Here is a 19,264-nt window from a genome sequence, read left to right as displayed (position 1 = left end):
CCCATCATCGATTGCCCGGCACGCTAGAATGATTTTTTGATCTGCAGGAGACCTCCCGCCATGAGCACACTAGAACAGCTTTATGCCCAGGCCGACGCGCGCCGCGCGCAAGGCGGCCTGACCTATGCGGGCGCGCTGTCGCCCGCCGAATCCTTCGAATTGCTGCAACTCGATCCGAACGCGCGTCTCGTCGACGTGCGCACCCGCGCGGAACTCGATTGGGTTGGCCGGCCCCTCGTCGGCGACGGCCAGTATGCGCATATCGAATGGACCCGCTATCCGGGCGGCGTGCCCAATCCGGAATTCATCGACCAATTGCGCTCGATCGTGCGCGCCGACCAGCCCGTGCTATTCCTGTGCCGCAGCGCAGCGCGCTCGAAGCTCGCCGCGATTGCCGCCGCGCAGGCCGGCTTCGCGAAGGCCTACGATCTGCTCGAAGGATTCGAAGGCGCGAAGGATTCGCAAGGACATCGCAAGACAGTCGACGGCTGGTGCCACCGCGGCCTACCGTGGATCGGCGCATGATGCGCAGCCGCCATCATCGTCCGGTCAGCCGATGACACGACGATGACGCGCACCGGGCGAGCGGCCCGACAGGGCCGCGCATCCAGGGGTCTCAGGATTCGATATGGGGCTCCACGATATCGCCGCCAAGCAGATGCACCCCTTCGCGCAGCTTGACAAACGCAGCCGCCACCGCCTCCGGCTCGCCCTTCACGCCGAGATCGATATGCCGGCGCGCGTAGATACCGCCGCGCTCCGCGTCGCCGACACTCGGCAGGCTGAACACCCGCACGCCGGGAAAATCGCGTTCGATCTTCTCCATCAGCGGCGTGAGCGTCGATTCCGGCAACTCGAACACGTAAAGCGAGCGCTCCGCGTGGGGCGTTGCATGGTGCAGATGCGCGTACTTCGTATCGAGCACCCACTCGATCATCGGCCATGCCATCACCGGAAAGCCCGGCACGAAATGATGGTCGCCGACCGAAAAGCCCGGAATCTTGTTGTAGCCGTTCGGAATGATCGACGCGCCTTGCGGAAACACGCCCATGTTCAGCCGGTGGAGATTCTCGGGCGACTCGAAATCGACGCTCGTGGCAGGATCGGTGTGCATCTCGCGGATGCGCGCTTGAATCAGCGTCTTGGCATCCGGATGCAACGCGAGCGGCACGCGCAGCGCCGCGGCCGCGCATTGGCGCGTATGGTCGTCGGGCGTCGCGCCGATGCCGCCCGTCGAGAACATGATGTCGCCCGATGCAAACGTGCGCTCGAGCGTCGCGGTGATCCGCGCGGGATCGTCGCCGACATACTCGGCCCAGCCGAGCGTCAGCCCGCGCGCGCGAAGCAGTTCGATCACCTTGGCCAGGTGCTTGTCCTGGCGACGCCCGGACAGGATTTCGTCGCCGATGATAAGGATGCCGATTGTCATGCGCGCCTCGTCAATTCATTCGAAGTCGCCGCCGACGCTGCCGCATTGGCGAGCGCCGCGCGCTGATCCTCGAGCGCGCGCAGGCAATAGAAGCCGAACCACAGCGCCGAGAACACCAGGATGAACGCGTAGACCCAGATCATCGCAGCGGCGACGAACGGAAACAACACCATCATCCAAATCGACGACACCCAGACGAACGTCGGCACCGTGCCGAGCAGTCCGCATGCGATGCCGATGCCAAGCAGCGGCCAGCGGTGCGTGCGCATCAGCGCGCGGCGCTCGTCGCGGCTCGCGTGCGACGCGAGCGCATCGTAACTCATCACGCGATAGGTGAGCCAGCCGAAGATCACGGGCGGCAGCAGCGCGAAAAACGGCGGAATCAGCCAAAGCGGCACCGTGACGACCAACACGACGAGGCTGGCCAGCGCCGCGCCGAGCGAATTGAATACGCTGCCGAACCAGGTGCCGCCGCGCTTCATCTCGAGCGTCGCGAACGCGCGCTTCGACAGGTGATTGACCACGGCGGGCATCGACAGCGTCGCGATCAGCAGCAGCACCGTCAGCGCGATCAGCGGAATCGCGAGCGACACGACGACGAACGGCGCGACGACCGCATGCAACTGCGACGCACCGATCGCGTTGAAGAATTTGTAGAGCAGCGCCGTCAACGCGAAGCCGTCGAGCGCCGTGCGCGCGGTGTCGACGAGCGGCTGCCAGGTGAACCAGAGCACGACGCCCCAGACCACGGCGGCCACGATGAAGGGCACGAAGGTAAGCCAGAGCATGCGCGGGTGCAGCGCACCCGCGAGCGCCCGGCCGAAGGAACGCAGCAGATCGTTCATGCGGAAAGAATCATCGAGCGGGAAATAGGGAAAGCCAGCCAAGGATAAACCACGCGGCTTTCGCGCGGCAAAACGGCGCAAACCTGAACCGCATAGGCTCGATCACGCATGCGGCAAACGGGGCAGCCGCCGGAAGGCTGCGGCGGCAGACCGAGCGGCCCGCCGTCGCCCCGCCGCTTACGCCGACGCCGCGCCCCGCTTCTTGGGCGCGAGCCGCTTCGCGATCCGCACGAACGCGAGCCCGTGCTGCGACCAGAAGCCGTCGCCATACGACACGCCCTCGTACTGCTCGCGGATGCCGGTCGGCTCGACCGTGCGGCTCCACGATGCGGTGCCAAACATCATGTCCCACCACGGAAACAGCACGCCAAAGTTGCAGCCGTACTTCGTGCCTTCGTGCCCATAGCCGACCGCATGATGGCGACGATGGAACATCGGGCTGACGAGCAGCCGCTCGCCGAGCCGGCCGAACGGCAGCCGTGCGTTCGTATGCTGGATGCTTTGCACGAAATTCGTCACCGCCGTCAGCACGACGAACTGCGACGGCGGCACGCCGATCACCAGCGCGATGGCCGCGAAAAAGCCTGCCTGGATCACGTCGTCGAGCAGGTGGTTGCGATCGTCGCACCACAGCGACATCTGCCGCTGGCTGTGATGAACCGCGTGCAGTTCCCACCAGATGCCAAAGCGATGCTGCCAGCGGTGATACCAATAACCGGCGAAATCGAGCACGATCAGATAGATCGCGAATGCGACGATCGGCTGCGACGTCACGCCCGGCCACAGGTAATCCAGATTGACATTGGCGATGCCGAAGAAGCGCAGCCATGCCTGGAAATGGTCGAACAGCGGCTGGAATGCGAAGAAGAAGCCCAGATTGAAGATGCCGAGCTTCGCGATCAACGTGTAGATCACGTCGACGCGCGCCTCCTTGCGGTTCGTCCAGCGCTCGACGGGACGCAACGCCTCGAGCGGGCGCAGCAGCGCATACATCGCGACCACCTCCAGCGCGCCGACGATCACCCAGTAGAGCGCATCGTAGGTGTCCTCGTCGTAGCCCATCAGGTCGAACTTGAACAGCAGCGGCTGCACGACGTCGATATACAGCCAGGTCTGCAGGTTCGACACGAAACCGTCGAGCGCGGCGGCGATCATGTGGAACATCGCAAGCTCCCGCCGCCCGTCACGCGCCGTTCGGCGCCGTCCACGGCGCGCGGTCGTAGAAATAGATCCCATGCGGCGAGCGGCCGACCGAGATCGTCTGGACGAGCTTGCGGGTCGGCAGATCGATGATGCCGACCTTTTTCGCGAAGCGGAACGTGACCCACAGCGTCTTCTTGTCCGCGGCAAGCTCCATGTCGTCCGGGCCCGGCAGCAGGCCGGTGATATCGCCGACGTTGGTCAGCGTGTTCTCGTCGATGATGCTGATCGTGTTCGCGACGCGGTTCGTCACGGCGACGTGCGTGCCGTCGGCGAGCGAGCGGAAATTGTGCGCGCCTTTGCCGGTCGGAATCGTTTTCACGACCTTCTGGTTGCGCCAGTCGACCACCGCGACGTAATCGGCGCCCGTCATTCCGACGAGCGCATATTGGTCGCCGGGCGTGAGCCAAATGCCCGCGGGCACCTTGCCGACCTTCATCTTCCATTTGACGGTCTGCGTCGGCAGATCGATCGCCGCGAGCTCGCCCGACACCTGCAACGACACCAGCACCGTCTTGCTGTCCTTCGTGAACGCGAGGTGACTCGGCATCACCTCGAGCGGCAGGCGCTTGACGAGCTTCAGGTCGCGCCCGTCATAGCCGTAAATATCGACACGATCGAGCCGCAACCCCGCCGCGACGAACCACTTGCGGTCCGGCGAGAAGCCGAGTTGATACGGATCGTCGATATTCTCGACGGTGCGCTGCAGCTTGCCCGTCTTCGGATCGAGGAACATCAGGCTGTTCGACACCGAATTCGCGACGATCAGCGACGAGTTGTCCGGCGTCGCCATCAAGTGGTGCGGCTCCTTGCCGGTCGGCATCGTGCCGATGACCTGACGGCTGTTCTGGTCGATCAGCGACAGCGTCGCCTCGGCCGAATTCAGCACGATGACATTGTTGGCGAAAGCGGCGGCGGGCGCCAGAAAGGCAGCGGCGAGCGCGGCGGCGCGCCCGAGGGACAGGAAAGTGCGCATGAAGACTCACGTCGTGGGACAGCCGTCATTGTAGAACGTTTGGGCAGGCCGACGGTTGACCTGTCACGCCCCTGCGGGGTCCAGCGAACGCAACGCGGGCGGCCATCGCCCCGCCCGCTGCCCGCTCGCGCGAGACGCCGGGGCAGTGGCTTCGGGCGGCAATGGGCGTCATGATCGAGAAAAACCCGCCGGTGCATTCTGCCGCGGCGCGCTGCCGCCTCGGAAAGCGGCTTGTCCGCTTGGCCGCTTGTCCGCTTAGCCGCGCCCGCGCCCCGGGTGACACCGGGCCGCAGCGCATGCCGCGCGGCAAAGCGCCAAGCGATGCGCGTTAGCGCTGCATCGACTCCCACACCTTGTGGAGACGCTTGACCGACACCGGCATCGGCGTGCGCAATTCCTGTGCGAACAGCGAAATGCGCAATTCCTCGAGCAGCCAGCGGAACTCGGCGAGCCGAGCGTCGGCCACGCCGCCGCGCTGCGCGAGCGCGCGCTGGTAATGCTGGGCGAGCGGCACGAGTTCGGCGAGCTGGCGCGCGTCGCGCGCGGGATCGGCCTTCAACTTGTCGATCCGCAATGCGATGCCCTTCAGATAGCGCGGAAAATGCGCGAGCTGCACATAGGGCGTATCGACGGCAAAACGCTTGCCGACCAGTGCGGCGAGCTGCCCCTGCATGTCCGCATGGGCTGCCGCGAACGGCTTGGCCTGCGCGAGCTTCTTCGCGAGCCCCGCGTACTCGGCGAGGATCTGCCCGACGAGCCGCGCGATCTCCTGCGCGAGCAGGCTCAAGCGGCCTCGGCCCTCGTCGCGGCGCGCGTGGAAGCTCGCGTCGTCGTCCGGCAGCGGCTCCTGCAGGCACGCACGATCGAGCGCGAGCGCGATCAACTGGTCACGCAGTTCGTCTTGCGTGCCGAGCGCCATGAACTGCATCGCCATTTCGCGCAGGCCGGGCAGGTTTTTTTCCAGATATTTGATCGGCTCCTTCAATTGGAGCGCAAACAGCCGCCGCAGCCCTGCGCGATGAATCCGCGCCGCCTCGTCCGGGGAATCGAATACCTCGACATCGCAATGCGCACCCCGGTCGACGAGCGCCGGATAACCGAACAGCGTCTCGCCCCGCCGGCGGATTTCGAGCAATTCCGGCAGCTTGCCGAAATTCCAGGTCGTCAGGTTTTCGTAGAGGGCTGTCGCGCCGGCGTCGGCCCCGGCCGCGCCACCCGGCGACGCAACCGCGCCGCGCGCACCGCCGCCTGCCGCGCCCATGTCTGCCGCGCCCTTGCCACGCGCCGCGCGCTCCGCCGCGCCGCCGCCTGCTGCCGTTGCGCCCGGCGTCGGCCGGCCCGGCGCGCCGCCGGCCGGCGCGAGCGTCGCGGCCGCGGCGATCTTCTGAAAATGCTGTTGCGCCTGCGCGCCGAGTTCCGCGCGCAACTGCGCGAGATTGCGGCCCATCGCGAGTTGCCGGCCGTGCTCGTCGATCACCTTGAAATTCATGAACAGATGCGCGGGCAGCGTCTCGAGCTTGAAATCGGAGGTCTTTGCCGCGATCTGCGTTTGCTCGCGGATATCGGCGATCAGCGCATCGACGAGACCGCCCACGGGCGCCGCGGCCGTGCTTGAGCCAGCCATGCCTGGCGCGGCCATGCCGAAACGCGCCGCGCCGTGCCGTTCGACGAAACCCGCCGCATATTCGGGCAGCGGCACGCAGTGCCGGCGCAGCTTCTGCGGCAGCGACTTGAGCAGCAACTGCACCTTCTCCTTCAGCATCCCCGGCACGAGCCACTCGACGCGCCGCGCATCGATCTGGTTCAGCGCGAACAACGGCACCGCAAGCGTCACGCCGTCGCGCGGCGCGCCGGGCTCGAAATGGTACGAAAGCGCCATCTCGACGCCCGCCATCGCCGTCTTCTTCGGGAACAGATCGGTCGTGACGCCCGCGGCCTCGTGGCGCATCAGATCATCGCGCGACAGATACAGCAGGCGCAGTTTGTCTTCCGGCTGGCCGCTCTTTTTCACCTCGTCGCGATACCAGCGCTCGAACGCCGCGCCCGTGTGGATGCCTGCCGGAATCGTCTGATCGTAGAACGCGTAGATCAGCTCGTCGTCGACGAGCACGTCCTGCCGGCGCGACTTGTGCTCGAGTTGCTCGATGTCGGCCAGCAGCTTGCGGTTGTGCGCGAAGAACGCAAGTTTCGTGTCGAACTCGCCGTCGACGAGCGCGCCGCGAATGAACAACTCCCGCGCGCGCGCCGGGTCCTGACGGCCGAACGCGACACGCCGCCGATGGTAGACCGGCAGCCCGTACAGCGTCGCGCGCTCGAACGCGCTCACCTGCGCAGGCCGCTTCTCCCAATGCGGCTCCGACAGCGACTTTCTCAATAGATGCGCGCCGACCTTCTCGATCCATTCGGGCTCGATTTTGGCGATGCACCGCGCGTACAACCGGCTCGTCTCGACCAGCTCGGCCGCCATCACCCAGCGCCCCGCCTTCTTCACGAGCGCCGAGCCCGGCCACAAATGGAACTTGATCCCGCGCGCGCCGAGGTAATGCGGCTCGTCGTCGGCTTTCAGGCCGAGATTGCCGAGCAGGCCCGTCAGGAGCGCGAGATGGATCTGCTCGAACGTCGCGTCGGCTTCGTTCAGCCGCCAGCCGTGCTCGCGCACGACGGTAAGCAATTGCGAATGGACGTCGCGCCACTCGCGCAGCCGCAGGTGCGACAAGAAATTCGCACGGCACGCGTCGGCGAGCTGACGGTTCGATTTCTTGTGCGCGAGCGCGTCGTCGAACCAGGCCCAGATCTTCAGCCACTGAAGGAACTCGGAGCGCTCGTCGGCAAAGCGCCGGTGCGCCTGGTCGGCCTGCTCCTGCGCGTCGATCGGCCGCTCGCGCGGGTCCTGCACCGACAGCGCGCTCGCGATCACGAGCACCTCGCGCAGCGCGTGCTGGTCGCGCGCGCCGAGAATCATGCGGCCGACGCGCGGATCGAGCGGCAGCCGCGCCAGTTCGCGGCCGAGCGGTGTCAGCGCGTTGTCGTCGTCGACCGCGCCCAGCTCGTTGAGCAGTTGATAGCCGTCGGCGATCGCGCGGCCGGGCGGCGGCTCGAGAAACGGAAACGATTCGATCTCCGACAGATGCAGCGACTTCATCCGCAGAATCACCGCCGCGAGCGACGAGCGCAGGATCTCCGGATCGGTGAAGCGCGGCCGCGCCTGATAATCGCTTTCTTCATACAGACGGATGCAAATGCCGTCCGCGACGCGGCCGCAACGCCCCGCGCGCTGGTTCGCGGCCGCCTGCGAGATCGCCTCGACCTGCAACTGCTCGACCTTGTTGCGGTACGAGTAGCGTTTCACGCGCGCGAGGCCCGCATCGACGACATAGCGAATCCCCGGCACCGTCAGCGACGTCTCGGCGACGTTCGTCGCCAGCACGATCCGGCGCGCGTTCGACGGCTTGAACACGCGCTCCTGCTCGGCCGCGGACAGCCGCGCGAAGAGCGGCAGAATCTCGGTGTGCGGCGGATGGTGCTTGCGCAGCGCCTCGGCCGCGTCGCGGATCTCACGCTCGCCGGGCAGGAACACGAGCACGTCGCCCGGGCCTTCGCGGCACAGCTCGTCGATCGCGTCGACGATGCCGTCCATCAGGTCGCGCTCGGCGCTGCGCGCGCCCTTCGCGCGGTCGCGGCCGCCGCCGGTTGCGCCCGCCGGGCCTGTCGCCGAGGCGCCCGGAGCGCCTTGCGTGTGCCGCGCCGCGGCCGGCCGGTCGTCGGCGATCGGCCGATAGCGGATCTCGACCGGATACAGGCGCCCGCTCACCTCGATCACCGGCGCGTTCACGCCGTCGCGGCCGAAATGGTGCGCGAAGCGCTCCGCGTCGATCGTCGCCGACGTGACGATCAACTTCAGATCCGGCCGCCTCGGCAGGATCTGCTTCAGATAGCCGAGCAGGAAATCGATGTTCAGGCTGCGCTCGTGCGCCTCGTCGATGATCAGCGTGTCATACGCGTTGAGCAGCGGATCGGTCTGCGTCTCGGCGAGCAGGATGCCGTCCGTCATCAGCTTGACCGACGCGCCCGGCGCGAGGTTGTCGGTGAAGCGCACTTTGTAGCCGACCACCTCGCCGAACGGCGTGCCAAGCTCGTCGGCAATCCGCCGGCCGGTGGACGACGCCGCGAGCCGCCGCGGCTGCGTGTGGCCGATCAGGCCCGTGCCGCCCGCGCCCAGCCCGCGCCCGAGCGACAGGCAGATCTTCGGAAGCTGCGTGGTCTTGCCCGAGCCGGTTTCGCCGCAAACGATGACGACCTGGTGCGCGGCGATCGCGCGCGCAATCTCGTCGCGCTTGCCCGACACGGGCAGATTTTCGGCAAACGTGATCGGCGGAATGGGATTCGGCGCAACCGGCCTGCGCTCGGCGCGGGCGCGGACGCGCGGCGCGCGGGCAGCCGCTTCACCGCGCGCGGCGCCGGCTGACGACGCGGCCGATGACGGTACGCTATCGCGCGGCACGGCGGCTTGCGGCGCGCCGCCGTGAGAAGCGGCGGCTTGCGGGGCTTCGCCGCGCGATACGCCGGCCTGCGCCAGGCGCCCCGCCTGCTGTTGCGCGCGCGGCGCGCGCGCATCGTTTTCAGGCTGCGGCCCGTGCGGCGCGTCGGCACGATTTCGCACGGGACTTTTAGGTACATTCGACATGGGGGCGCATTATAATCCCGCCCATGAATTCCCAATCCGACCTTCCCGCCGCCCAGCCGGACGCCGCGCCCCCGTATTCCGCCGACCAAGCCGCGCATCACGCGCAGTTCGTCGACTGGATGCGCTCGGTCGCGCCGTACATCCATAAGTTCCGGAACAGTACATTTGTCGTCGGCTTCGGCGGCGAGGTCGTGCATCGCGGATTGCTGAGCGCGCTCGTCTCCGACATCGCGCTGCTACAGGCGATGGGCATTCAAATCGTGCTCGTGCATGGGTCGCGCCCGCAAGTCGAGGAGCAGCTCAGCCTGCACGGCGTCGAATCGTCTTTCTCGCACGGGCTGCGGATCACCGACGCGCGCGCGCTCGAATCGGCGAAGGAAGCCGCGGGCGAAGTGCGGCTCGATATCGAAGCGGCGATCAGCCAGGGTTTGCCGAACACGCCGATGGCGCACGCGCACATCAGCGTCGTGTCGGGCAACTTCGTCACCGCGCGGCCGGTGGGCGTGCTCGACGGCGTCGATTTCGCGCATACGGGTGTCGTGCGCAAAATCGACGCCGAATCGATTCGCCACTCGCTCGCGAGCCGCAAGCTCGTGCTGCTGTCACCGCTCGGCTTCTCGCCGACGGGCGAAGCATTCAATCTGTCGATGGAGGATGTCGCATCGGCCGCCGCGATCGCGCTGCGCGCCGACAAAATCATCTTCCTGACCGATTCGCCCGGCGTTGTCGACGAAGCGGGCGAACTCGTGCGCGAAATGTCGCTCGACGCCGCCGCCGAGCTGCTCGATTCGGGCGACCTGCAAGGCGACGACGCGTTCTACCTGAAGCACGCGATCCGCGCATGCCGAGGCGGCGTCGCGCGTGCGCACCTGATTCCGCAGTCGCTCGACGGCAGCGTGCTGCTCGAGCTGTTCCTGCACGACGGCGTCGGCACGATGATCTCCTACGAGAATCTCGAAAGCCTGCGCGAGGCGACACCCGACGACGTCGGCGGCATTCTCGCGCTGATCGAGCCGCTCGAAGTGGACGGCACGCTGGTGCGGCGCGGCCGCCACCAGATCGAGCGCGATATCGATCATTTCTCGGTGATCGAGCACGACGGCGTGCTGTTCGGCTGCGCGGCGCTCTATCCGTATCCGAGCGAGAAGATCGGCGAGATGGCGTGCCTGACCGTCGCGCCGGAAGCACAAGGCTCGGGCGACGGCGAACGGCTCCTGAAGCGCATCGAGCAGCGCGCCCGCGCGCGCGGTTTGACGCGCATCTTCGTGCTGACGACGCGCACCGAGCACTGGTTCCTCAAGCGCGGCTTCGTCAAGGCAACCGTCGACGATCTCCCCGAGGATCGCCGCAAACTCTATAACTGGCAACGCAAATCGCTCGTGCTGATGAAGCAGCTTTGAGCGGCATGCCCTTCCCCCGATATCGATTGACAGGAGATGTACACGATGGCCCGTATGATTCATTGCGCGAAGCTCGGCAAGGAAGCCGAGGGGCTCGATTTTCCCCCGCTGCCCGGCGAACTCGGCAAGCGTCTTTACGAAAGCGTGTCGAAGGAGGCATGGCAGGGCTGGCTCAAGCAACAGACCATGCTCATCAACGAAAACCGCCTGAACATGGCCGATCCGCGTGCGCGCCAATATCTGATGAAGCAGACCGAGAAGTATTTCTTCGGCGAAGGTGCGGATCAGGCGTCGGGGTACGTGCCGCCGGCGCAAGATTGACACCGCGCGCCTGCCCGCCGGGTGCGCGGCAGGTGCGCAAAAAGGTGATGCCGCGCATTGTCCGTGGCGCCGCGTTGTCCTGCCGGGCTGAAGCGCGGGCGATTCGCACGCACACCGCTTCGACGCGACCGCGATGCCGACCGGCGCCCGTCCCGCCGACGCACGGCACCAGGCGCCACCCTCGTCATCCGCTCATCGTGCTGAGCCACGAAATGGCCGCTAAGGGCCGCCGGCATGCAGGTCTATAAAAATTTTGCAGAAAATGCTTTACGAGCATCGAAAGCTCTGACATAATTCAAGGCTCTTTGGGCGGTTAGCTCAGCGGTAGAGCACTGCCTTCACACGGCAGGGGTCACTGGTTCGATCCCAGTACCGCCCACCAAAGAATTTCCGAAGCGCACCTATCGAGCGCATCGCAGGCTGAATCGCGACAAAAAAGCCCCGCACACGCGGGGCTTTTTCTTTCCATCCGCTGCCCGAAAAAAATCGTAGGACGGGACGGGCACAATCCGCCCTGTCGGCCGAGCGGCCATCATGTCGATCGCTCAATGCCGGTCGATTGTGTCGACATACCCTGCCCGACGCTCCAACCATCGCACCCGTGGTTCATTCCATATCGGGCCACCGATCGATCAACCCTATCTATTTCCAGCCCACAGCTAGTTTTCTATAAAAGCCCATATCGGCATCGACTCTCTGTCGCCTGAAAAACGGAACTCCATATTTATCGAGATATGGAGTTCGTCAACCGACCGAATGCAGCCGTATCTCAAACCCGAGCTTCAGTCTGCGGCAGTGCCGTGTCTGCACCGCGCATCACATTCGCATCGGCCACACCGCGTTCACGGCTGCCAATAGTTTTGGTAATTCTTTTTGACGGAGCGCTCTCCCTTTACCGTGGCCATGCCACCTCCCCTCATGTATTCAGATGCAACGCTGGCTGAAAAACCCCGCTCCATTGCAACGCTTCGACCAGATCTTCCCCTCTGCGTCTCGATCTGCAGGATCGGCACCATGTCAGCCACCTTTTCGCGCAAACCGAAATGAATCTCCTTCTTCGCATCTGAATGAGCCTTATCCACTAAATCTCTCAACGCGCCCGTCAAGTCTGACGCTGCTTCGGGCGTCGCTTGACCGTACAAGGCAATAGCGCAGGGGGACAGGCTGCCATCCGGTTGAATCTGATAGTCATTGGAAAAACTGGATGATCCGATTGAATTCATGAACACCTTATGTCTGTCTTCAGGTTGATCGATATCACATTACCGCCGATGATCGGCGGCATCGCTATTAGATGGGCAGCGTGCGAGACAGGAGATCGAATTAGCGCAAAGGGTTCTATGAGAGCGCAAACATGCCACGCCTAACCAATCTCCGGCATGGAGCGTTCAATGCTGCTTCCAATATATACAGCAGGCAACTTTCCACTATTTTTCCTAGCATCACATCTGAATCAGATGACGAGCATCGGTAAAAATGCGCAATTCCCGCTATCCGGAAATTTTATTTACAAGTAGGGAATTCATTAATCCCGTCACTCACACTAACTATTACTCAACACCCATTCGACCTAAATCCCGCCAAACCGGTGTCGCGATGCACCGTCGATCGAATCGGCAATGCACCTATTCCGGATATTCGACCCGAATCCGAACATCTCGGGATACCGGTCGAACATCCGCGGCCTGTCTATGCATCGCTCACCGGCGGCGAGCGCAAATCCGGCAAGTTCACGCCATGCCCATCTGTCTTGCCGTCGCATCGATCGCCCGCTTCGCCTTCTCGACGAGTTCGTCGATTTCGGGCTTGGAGATGACGAGCGGCGGCGACAGCAGCATCCGGTCGCCGGTTGCGCGCATGATCAGATTGCCGTTGAAGCAGTAATCGCGGCAGATCGTGCCCACCTCGCCGCCGTTCTCGAAGCGTTTGCGCGCGAGCGGATCGCGTGCGAGCTGAAGCCCCGCCACCAATCCCGTGCCGGCGATCTCGCCGACGATCGGATGATTCGCGAACGTCTCGCGCAGCCGCTTCTGGAAGTACGGCCCTGTCTCATGCTTGACGCGCTCGACGATCCTTGCGTCGCGCAGCAGCGTCAGATTCGCGATCGCGACGGCCGCCGCGACCGGATGCCCCGAATACGTCATCCCGTGGTTGAACTCGCCGTGCTCGATCAACGCGCCGGCCACGCGCTGCGACAGCGCGACCGCGCCCATCGGCACGTAGCCGCTCGTCAACCCCTTGGCGAGCGTCATCAGATCGGGCGTGAAGCCGAAGTGCTGATGCGCGAACCATTCGCCGGTGCGCCCGAAGCCGCCGATCACCTCGTCGGCCACGAGCAGCACGTCGTATTGCTTGCAGATGCGCTCGATCTCCGGCCAGTACGTCGACGGCGGGAAGATCACGCCGCCCGCGCCCTGGAACGGCTCGCCGATGAACGCGGCGACGTTTTCGGCGCCGAGTTCGAGAATTTTCGCTTCGAGCTGCCGCGCGCGCTCGAGGCCGAACGCCTCGGGCGTCTGGCCGTCGGCGGCCTCGCCGAAGAAGTACGGCTGGTCGATATGGACGATGTGCTCGACTTTCGACGGCATCTGCTCGTGCATGTAGCCCATGCCGCCGAGCGTGCCGCCGGCGATCGTCGAGCCGTGGTAGCCGTTGGTGCGCGAGATCACGTATTTCTTCTGCGGCCGGTTCTGCGTGCGCCAGTATTGATGAACGACGCGCAGCACGGTGTCGTTGCCTTCGGAGCCGCTGTTGCAATAGAAGAAGTGGTTGAACGACGGCGGCGCGATGTCGGCGAGCAGGGCGGACAGCTCGATGACGGGCGGATGGGTGGTCTTGAAGAACGTGTTGTAGAACGGCAGTTGCTGGAGTTGGCGGTAGGCGGCGTCGGCCAGTTCCTTGCGGCCGTAGCCGACGTTGACGCACCAGAGGCCGGCCATGCCGTCGATGATGCGGTTGCCGTCCGAATCCCACAGATAGACGCCCTCGGCTTTCACGATCACGCGGCTGCCCGCGCGGTTGAGCGCGCCCATGTCCGAGAACGGGTGCAGGTGGTGTGCCGCGTCCAGCGCGCGGTATTCGGCGCTCGTGCGCGGCTGCGCGGCGCTCGCGTGCAGCACTTGGAGATCGTCGATGTCGTCGCTTCGATAGGTCATTTTGCCCTCCTTGGTATGGCGTGTGGCCGCACGCTCAAACGTGCAGCAACAGGTGCTTGCGCTCCCATGAGCTGATCACGCGGAAAAACGCTTCGTATTCCGTTTCCTTCAACGCGAGGTACGCTTTCACGAACTTCTCGCCGAGCATCTCGGCGAGCGGCGTACAGGCGGCCATCAGCGTGAGCCCCTCCTCGAGATTGCGCGGCAGCTGGTATGGCAGGCTGTAGCCGTCGCTCGCGAGCGGCTCGGTCGGCTCAAGCGCTTGCGTGACGCCGAGATAGCCGGCCGCAAGCGTGCCCGCGATCGCCAGATACGGATTGCAGTCGACGCCCGGAATCCGGTTCTCGATCCGTCTTGCGGAAGGCGCCGCGTGCGGAATCCGGAAACCGACGGTGCGGTTGTCATAGCCCCACTGCACGTTGATCGGCGCGGCCATGAAGCGCGACAGCCGCCGGTACGAATTGATGTACGGCGCGAAGATCGGCATCAGCGCGGGCGTGTACTTCTGCAGGCCGGCCAGATAACCGCGGAACATCGGCGTCATGTCGCCGTTCGTATCGATGAAAAGATTGCGGCCTGTTTCGACGTCGATGATGCTCTGGTGAATATGCATCGCTGAGCCCGGCTCGCCTTCCATCGGCTTGGCCATGAACGTCGCATACATGTTGTGGCGCAGCGCCGCCTCGCGCACCGTGCGTTTGAACAGGAACACCTGGTCGGCAAGCGACAGCGCATCGCCGTGCAGGAAGTTGATCTCCATCTGCGCGGCGCCGACTTCGTGAATCAGCGTATCGATATCGAGACCTTGCAGCTCGCAGTATTCGTAGATGTCCTCGAAAAGCGGATCGAATTCGTTGACCGCCTCGATCGAATAGGATTGCCGCCCCGTCTCCGCGCGTCCGGTGCGGCCAACGGGCGGCCGCAACGGCAAATCCGGGTCCTTGTTCATGTCGACCAGATAGAACTCAAGCTCCGGCGCGACCACGGGCTTCCACCCTTTCTCCCGATACAAATCGAGCACGCGCCGCAGCACGTAGCGCGGAGAGATCTGCACCGGCGAGCCGTCGAAATGCACGCAATCGTGAATCACCTGCGCGGTCGGATCGACCGCCCACGGAATCAGGCAGATCGTCGATGCGTCGGGGACGCACACCATGTCGGGATCGGTCACGCCGGTCAGCGTGCCGTCCTCCGGATAGTCGCCGGTGACGGTCTGCACCATCACGGCCTGCGGCAAGCGCATCGATTCGCCGGTTTCGAATTTGTTGCGCGGAATGATCTTGCCGCGCGCGATCCCCGCCATGTCGGGGATGATCGCTTCCACTTCGGTGATTCGGTGTTGCCTCAAAAAATCGTCGATGTCTTGCATGTCAGCCTCTCTTCGATAAGCTTCGACGGCGTCACGCGCCCATTACACGTGCGGCGCGCTCGGCCGTCCTGCGCATTCGGGCGCGGCATGCCGCGCCGAACGCCGCAAAAATTTCCTTCGACAGCAAATGGTGTTCGAATCGCCATTCCGGATGCCATTGCACGCCCAACGCGAATGCGCGCGCATCGCGCACGCCGATCGCCTCGATCAGCCCGTCGGGCGCGCGGGCTTCGACGGTCAATCCCTCGCCGAGCCGCTCGATGCCTTGCGCATGCAACGAGTTGACCTCGACGCTGTCGGCGCCGTGCATCAATCGTTGCAGCAATCCGCCCGGCGCAAGCTGCACGGCATGCGCGGGACCGTACTGAACGTCGAGCGCAGCGTGCGCATCCTCGCGGTGATCGGCATGCCCATCGATCCCGTGCACCTGCTGATGCAGCGTTCCGCCGAACGCGACGTTCAACTCCTGCATGCCGCGGCAGATCGCGAGCACCGGTATGCCCGCATCGATCGCCGCGCGCACGAGCGGCAGCGCCGTCGCATCGCGTGCCGCATCGTGCAGCGTGCCGGGCGCGCTTGCGGGCCCGCCATAACGCGCGGGCTCGACGTTCGAATAGCTGCCCGTCAACAACAAACCGTCGACGAGCGCGAGCAGCTCGTCGATGCGCTGCCGCTCACCAAGCGCGGGCAGTACGATCGCGAGCGCGAGCGCGCCGTCGACGAGCGCGGTCAGATACTTCTCTCCCACGACATGCGCGGGATGCGCTCCCACCATCTTGCGGTCCGCGCAAACGCCCACCACCGGCCGTGCGCGGCCCATCGATCCATTCATTGCATTTCCTCCGATTCGGGTTGGCGGCGAAATAAGTGTGCGTGCGACGCGCGCCACCGGGGCGGTGCGCGTCGCACGCGGTGGAAAACGCAAACAACGCCGCAAGCCGGCGGATGCATGCGCCGCCCCGTTCGATACCGGCAGCCAGGACTACGAAACATCGATGCCGCCGGCTCGCCCGCGGCCGCACGGCATTCACGCGCCGCGCGATGCAAGACGCGCGCAGTTGCGCCGCATCCGCGACGGCACGACGGCGCCCGCGCTGAACGGTAACGACGAATCGACGACCGGCAACAAGAGGCGCTAGGGCAACAACGACGCAATACCGTCGTCGTGAACGGCCATGTAGGCGCGCGCGGCAACCGCGTTATGACGGCGCACCGAGCGCCGGGACAAGGGGGCGAGACTAGGCAGGCTTGGGCTGGCGAGATGCTTGCCGCAGCCGTTGACGGCGGAATCGACGGCATGCGGCCAACCCGCGCGCCTACTTCGACCTCGTCCGGCCAAGGAGCGTTGGACTCTCACGATCACACTCGACTGACTGTTTAAAGTATTGAACGCGGCGAAACGATGCGCAATACGATGCGCGCCGCCGCCCGGCTTGCCGGCACATCGCCGCGAACGTCGCAGTAGAGAGTTTTCGCAGTGCAGCAGCGTTCGAAAATGCTGCCGAAGTGGATATGACGGCTGGCTGACAATCAGCTTATCGTATCCAAAGGCGCCGTCAATTCTGTTTAATCCGTTTTAAGCTAGGGTTTACCCTTAAAAATAGCAGCTCCCCGGTATCCGGCATCGCTGCCAGGCGAGCCGCGGCCGCTCAACGATGTTCGAGCGCGGCCATCACCAGCGCGCGCAGCAGCGGCGTAATGCGCTGCGCCTTCGCGTCATCATACGCATAGGGCCGCGCCTCTTCCATGTAAGTCGCCTGCACAAGTTCGAGTTGCACGGCCTGCACGCCGCTTTCAGGCGCGCCGTACTGGCGGGTGATGTAGCCGCCCTTGAAACGGCCGTTGGCCACCGCCGTGTAGCCGCCGTGCCGTTCGACCAGCCCGGCGAGCGTATCCGCGAGCCCCGGCGCCGCGCTCGCGCCGGCCGCCGTGCCGAAGTTGAAGTCCGGCAAGCGGCCGTCGAAAAAGCGCGGCACATGCCCGCGAATCGAATGTGCCTCCCACAGCAGCGCGCGGCCATGTTCGCGTTTGATTCGCTGCAACTCGCCGGCGAGCGCATCGTGATATGGCACCCAGTACTGCTCGCGACGCCGCGCGATCTCGGCGGCGTCCGGCTCGGCGCCGTCCCGATAAAGCGGCGCCTTGTCGAATGTGTCAATGGGCACGAGGCCCGTCGTGTCCTGGCCCGGATAGAGATTTGCATCGTCGGGCGGACGATTCAGATCGACGACATAGCGCGCGTGCGACGGCACGAGCACCGACGCGCCGAGCGTCTTCGCAAAGCCATACAGGCGTTCGAGATGCCAGTCGCAATCGTCGACGTATTGAGCGACGGGCGTCATCGTCACGGCGATGTCGTCCGGAATATGGGTGCCGGCGTGCGGGATCGACACCAGCAGCGGCAACGTGCCGCGATGCAGCGTGAAGATTGGCGGATGCGATGCAGTGCTCATGATGGTTCGTCCCGTGATTCGTTCCAGTGCGCGGCCGCCTGCTCAGCGCAGCAATTGCGCGAGTGCCGCGCGATAACCGGCGTAGGCGGCCGCTTCGTCGCGATGCCGGCGTTCGCGCACGAGCGCGCGGCCGCCGACATAGACGTCGCGCACCGGCGTCTGGCCATGCTCGGCGAACACCGCGCCCGACAGCCACGCATCGCTGCCGCGCTCGATCAGCGCCGGATGCTCGGGATCGAGCACGATCCAGTCGGCGCGGCAACCGGCCGCGAGCGCGCCGAGCGGCCGCCCGCTCGCGCGCGCGCCGCCCGCGAGCGACGCCGCATACAAGCGGTCCGCCACGTGAGTATGCGCCGAATCCGCGAGCACATTGCGCTCGCGCCGCACGAGACGCTGCCCGTATTCGAGAAGCCGCAGCTCGGCGCGCCAGTCGACCGTGACATGGCTGTCCGAGCCGATGCCGATCGCGCCTCGCGCGGCGAGATAGTCGGCGCCCGGAAATACGCCGTCGCCGAGATTCGCCTCGGTCGTCGGGCACAGCCCGGCAACCGCGCCGCTCGCGGCGAGCGCTGCCGCCTCCGATGCGTCGACGTGCGTCGCATGAACGAGACACCAGCGTGCGTTCACATCGAAGCGCTCGAGCAGCCATTGCACCGGCCGCGCGCCGTATGCGCCGACGCAATCGTCGACCTCGGCCGTCTGCTCGGCGATATGGATGTGGACCGGCGCATCGGGCGCGATCCCGTCGAGCAACGCGCGCAGCCCGCGCTCGGACACCGCGCGCAGCGAATGCGGCGCGATCCCGTAACGCAGCCCGCCGTGCTCCGGCTGCTCGGCGCGCAATGCGCCGACGAGTTCGAGCAGCGCGTCGGGCGTATTGATGAAGCGGCGCTGATCGTCGCGCGGCGCCCGTTCGTTAAAGCCGCTGTACTGATACGCGACGGGCAGCATGGTGATGCCGATGCCGGCCTCGCGCGCCGCGCCGACCACGCGGGACGCCAGCTCGGCCGGCCGCGGATAGCCGGAGCCGTCGGGCGCGTGATGAACGTAATGAAATTCGCACACCGACGTATAGCCGCTCTTCAACATCTCGACATACAGCCAGCGCGCGATGGCCGCAAGCATGTCAGGCGTGATTTTCAGTGCGAAACGGTACATCAGGTCGCGCCAGCTCCAGAACGTGTCGGACGCATTCGCGCGATATTCGGCAAGGCCGGCCATCGCGCGCTGGAACGCGTGCGAATGCAAGTTCGGCATCCCCGGCAACACGGGTCCCGCCGCGCGCTCGACGCCCGCCGGCGCGTCCACGTCCGCACGCACGTCGAGCAGCGCGCCCGCCGCGTCCCAGCGCAGCAGCACGTTGCGCCGCCAGCCGTCGGGCAGGTATGCGTGCTCGGCAAACAGCATTGAATCGGTCATCGTCATGGCGGCT

Annotated in this window: 16 protein-coding genes and 1 tRNA gene; 5 read left to right on the top strand and 12 right to left on the bottom strand. The window is 65.3% G+C overall.

The features are described from left to right. Positions 1-60: 60 nt before the first annotated feature. Complete coding sequence (locus AQ611_RS07430; RefSeq protein WP_059516494.1) at positions 61-525, top strand: rhodanese-like domain-containing protein; 465 nt, start codon at positions 61-63, stop codon at positions 523-525. A gap of 91 nt (positions 526-616) precedes the next feature. Here AQ611_RS07430 and AQ611_RS07425 read toward each other — a convergent pair whose 3' ends face one another. The 5 genes from AQ611_RS07425 to hrpA all read right to left on the bottom strand — a co-directional run bounded on the left by AQ611_RS07425 (position 617) and on the right by hrpA (position 9,134). Further along, positions 617-1,429, bottom strand: a complete 813-nt coding sequence (locus tag AQ611_RS07425) for a competence/damage-inducible protein A (RefSeq protein WP_069234131.1) — start codon at positions 1,427-1,429, stop codon at positions 617-619. Further along, positions 1,426-2,274 (bottom strand): EI24 domain-containing protein, encoded by an 849-nt coding sequence (locus AQ611_RS07420; protein WP_069234130.1) that lies wholly within the window; start codon positions 2,272-2,274, stop codon positions 1,426-1,428. The genes AQ611_RS07425 and AQ611_RS07420 overlap by 4 nt, the downstream gene beginning before the upstream one ends. A 177-nt stretch (positions 2,275-2,451) precedes the next feature. After that, positions 2,452-3,438 carry a sterol desaturase family protein gene (locus AQ611_RS07415; protein WP_069234129.1) on the bottom strand — a complete coding sequence of 329 codons (987 nt, stop codon included), beginning with the start codon at positions 3,436-3,438 and terminating at the stop codon, positions 2,452-2,454. Positions 3,439-3,457: 19 nt separating this feature from the next. Beyond that, positions 3,458-4,450 (bottom strand): YVTN family beta-propeller repeat protein, encoded by a 993-nt coding sequence (locus tag AQ611_RS07410; RefSeq protein WP_059516485.1) that lies wholly within the window; start codon positions 4,448-4,450, stop codon positions 3,458-3,460. Between the two features lie 328 nt (positions 4,451-4,778). Beyond that, complete coding sequence (hrpA, locus tag AQ611_RS07405; RefSeq protein WP_069234128.1) at positions 4,779-9,134, bottom strand: ATP-dependent RNA helicase HrpA; 4,356 nt, start codon at positions 9,132-9,134, stop codon at positions 4,779-4,781. A gap of 23 nt (positions 9,135-9,157) precedes the next feature. Between hrpA and argA the strand changes: the two genes are divergently transcribed. From argA to AQ611_RS07390, 3 genes are all read left to right on the top strand, one after another. Next, the gene (gene argA, locus AQ611_RS07400; RefSeq protein ID WP_059516481.1) at positions 9,158-10,534 is read left to right on the top strand and encodes an amino-acid N-acetyltransferase; all 1,377 of its coding nucleotides are present in this window, start codon (positions 9,158-9,160) and stop codon (positions 10,532-10,534) included. Positions 10,535-10,579: 45 nt separating this feature from the next. Then, on the top strand, positions 10,580-10,855 hold the full coding sequence (locus AQ611_RS07395) for an oxidative damage protection protein (protein WP_009890128.1): 276 nt from the start codon (positions 10,580-10,582) through the stop codon (positions 10,853-10,855). Between the two features lie 307 nt (positions 10,856-11,162). Further along, a tRNA-Val gene (locus AQ611_RS07390) sits at positions 11,163-11,237 on the top strand. Positions 11,238-11,697: 460 nt separating this feature from the next. Here AQ611_RS07390 and AQ611_RS07385 read toward each other — a convergent pair. The 4 genes from AQ611_RS07385 to AQ611_RS07370 form a co-directional block, all read right to left on the bottom strand. Continuing rightward, positions 11,698-12,078, bottom strand: coding sequence for a hypothetical protein (locus AQ611_RS07385; protein WP_146011815.1), 381 nt, complete (start codon positions 12,076-12,078; stop codon positions 11,698-11,700). A 507-nt stretch (positions 12,079-12,585) separates the two neighbouring features. Beyond that, positions 12,586-14,010 (bottom strand): aspartate aminotransferase family protein, encoded by a 1,425-nt coding sequence (locus AQ611_RS07380; protein WP_069234126.1) that lies wholly within the window; start codon positions 14,008-14,010, stop codon positions 12,586-12,588. 34 nt (positions 14,011-14,044) lie between these two features. After that, positions 14,045-15,379, bottom strand: coding sequence for a glutamine synthetase family protein (locus tag AQ611_RS07375; RefSeq protein WP_059519304.1), 1,335 nt, complete (start codon positions 15,377-15,379; stop codon positions 14,045-14,047). A gap of 31 nt (positions 15,380-15,410) precedes the next feature. After that, positions 15,411-16,211 (bottom strand): gamma-glutamyl-gamma-aminobutyrate hydrolase family protein, encoded by an 801-nt coding sequence (locus AQ611_RS07370; RefSeq protein ID WP_069234125.1) that lies wholly within the window; start codon positions 16,209-16,211, stop codon positions 15,411-15,413. Between the two features lie 163 nt (positions 16,212-16,374). Here AQ611_RS07370 and AQ611_RS26080 point away from each other — a divergent pair, with 163 nt between their 5' ends. Further along, positions 16,375-16,518 carry a hypothetical protein gene (locus AQ611_RS26080; RefSeq protein ID WP_197517131.1) on the top strand — a complete coding sequence of 48 codons (144 nt, stop codon included), beginning with the start codon at positions 16,375-16,377 and terminating at the stop codon, positions 16,516-16,518. Here the strand turns inward: AQ611_RS26080 and AQ611_RS26290 are convergent. The 3 genes from AQ611_RS26290 to AQ611_RS07355 form a co-directional block, all read right to left on the bottom strand. Then, positions 16,515-16,718 (bottom strand): hypothetical protein, encoded by a 204-nt coding sequence (locus AQ611_RS26290; protein WP_231935949.1) that lies wholly within the window; start codon positions 16,716-16,718, stop codon positions 16,515-16,517. The genes AQ611_RS26080 and AQ611_RS26290 overlap by 4 nt on opposite strands. Positions 16,719-17,028: 310 nt before the next feature. After that, positions 17,029-17,832, bottom strand: coding sequence for an N-formylglutamate deformylase (gene hutG, locus AQ611_RS07360; protein WP_059519299.1), 804 nt, complete (start codon positions 17,830-17,832; stop codon positions 17,029-17,031). Positions 17,833-17,874: 42 nt separating this feature from the next. Next, complete coding sequence (locus tag AQ611_RS07355) at positions 17,875-19,257, bottom strand: formimidoylglutamate deiminase (RefSeq protein ID WP_069234123.1); 1,383 nt, start codon at positions 19,255-19,257, stop codon at positions 17,875-17,877. Between the last annotated feature and the right edge of the window lie 7 nt (positions 19,258-19,264).

Origin of the sequence: Burkholderia singularis (assembly GCF_001718875.1) — a bacterium.
Classification (GTDB): Bacteria; Pseudomonadota; Gammaproteobacteria; order Burkholderiales; family Burkholderiaceae; genus Burkholderia; species Burkholderia singularis.
Note: the sequence above shows the minus strand (reverse complement) of the source record. Positions and strands in the feature narration are given on the sequence as shown.

Excerpts from the sequence above, each read along its gene's own strand:
- AQ611_RS07355 (WP_069234123.1), bottom strand. The coding sequence starts at position 19,257 with ATGACGATGACCGATTCAATGCTGTTTGCCGAGCACGCATACCTGCCC.
- AQ611_RS26080 (WP_197517131.1), top strand. The coding sequence starts at position 16,375 with ATGCCGCCGGCTCGCCCGCGGCCGCACGGCATTCACGCGCCGCGCGAT.
- AQ611_RS07370 (WP_069234125.1), bottom strand. The coding sequence starts at position 16,211 with ATGAATGGATCGATGGGCCGCGCACGGCCGGTGGTGGGCGTTTGCGCG.
- hrpA (WP_069234128.1), bottom strand. The coding sequence starts at position 9,134 with ATGTCGAATGTACCTAAAAGTCCCGTGCGAAATCGTGCCGACGCGCCG.
- AQ611_RS07395 (WP_009890128.1), top strand. The coding sequence starts at position 10,580 with ATGGCCCGTATGATTCATTGCGCGAAGCTCGGCAAGGAAGCCGAGGGG.
- AQ611_RS07420 (WP_069234130.1), bottom strand. The coding sequence starts at position 2,274 with ATGAACGATCTGCTGCGTTCCTTCGGCCGGGCGCTCGCGGGTGCGCTG.
- AQ611_RS07410 (WP_059516485.1), bottom strand. The coding sequence starts at position 4,450 with ATGCGCACTTTCCTGTCCCTCGGGCGCGCCGCCGCGCTCGCCGCTGCC.
- argA (WP_059516481.1), top strand. The coding sequence starts at position 9,158 with ATGAATTCCCAATCCGACCTTCCCGCCGCCCAGCCGGACGCCGCGCCC.
- hutG (WP_059519299.1), bottom strand. The coding sequence starts at position 17,832 with ATGAGCACTGCATCGCATCCGCCAATCTTCACGCTGCATCGCGGCACG.
- AQ611_RS07415 (WP_069234129.1), bottom strand. The coding sequence starts at position 3,438 with ATGTTCCACATGATCGCCGCCGCGCTCGACGGTTTCGTGTCGAACCTG.
- AQ611_RS07425 (WP_069234131.1), bottom strand. The coding sequence starts at position 1,429 with ATGACAATCGGCATCCTTATCATCGGCGACGAAATCCTGTCCGGGCGT.
- AQ611_RS07380 (WP_069234126.1), bottom strand. The coding sequence starts at position 14,010 with ATGACCTATCGAAGCGACGACATCGACGATCTCCAAGTGCTGCACGCG.
- AQ611_RS07430 (WP_059516494.1), top strand. The coding sequence starts at position 61 with ATGAGCACACTAGAACAGCTTTATGCCCAGGCCGACGCGCGCCGCGCG.
- AQ611_RS07375 (WP_059519304.1), bottom strand. The coding sequence starts at position 15,379 with ATGCAAGACATCGACGATTTTTTGAGGCAACACCGAATCACCGAAGTG.
- AQ611_RS07385 (WP_146011815.1), bottom strand. The coding sequence starts at position 12,078 with ATGAATTCAATCGGATCATCCAGTTTTTCCAATGACTATCAGATTCAA.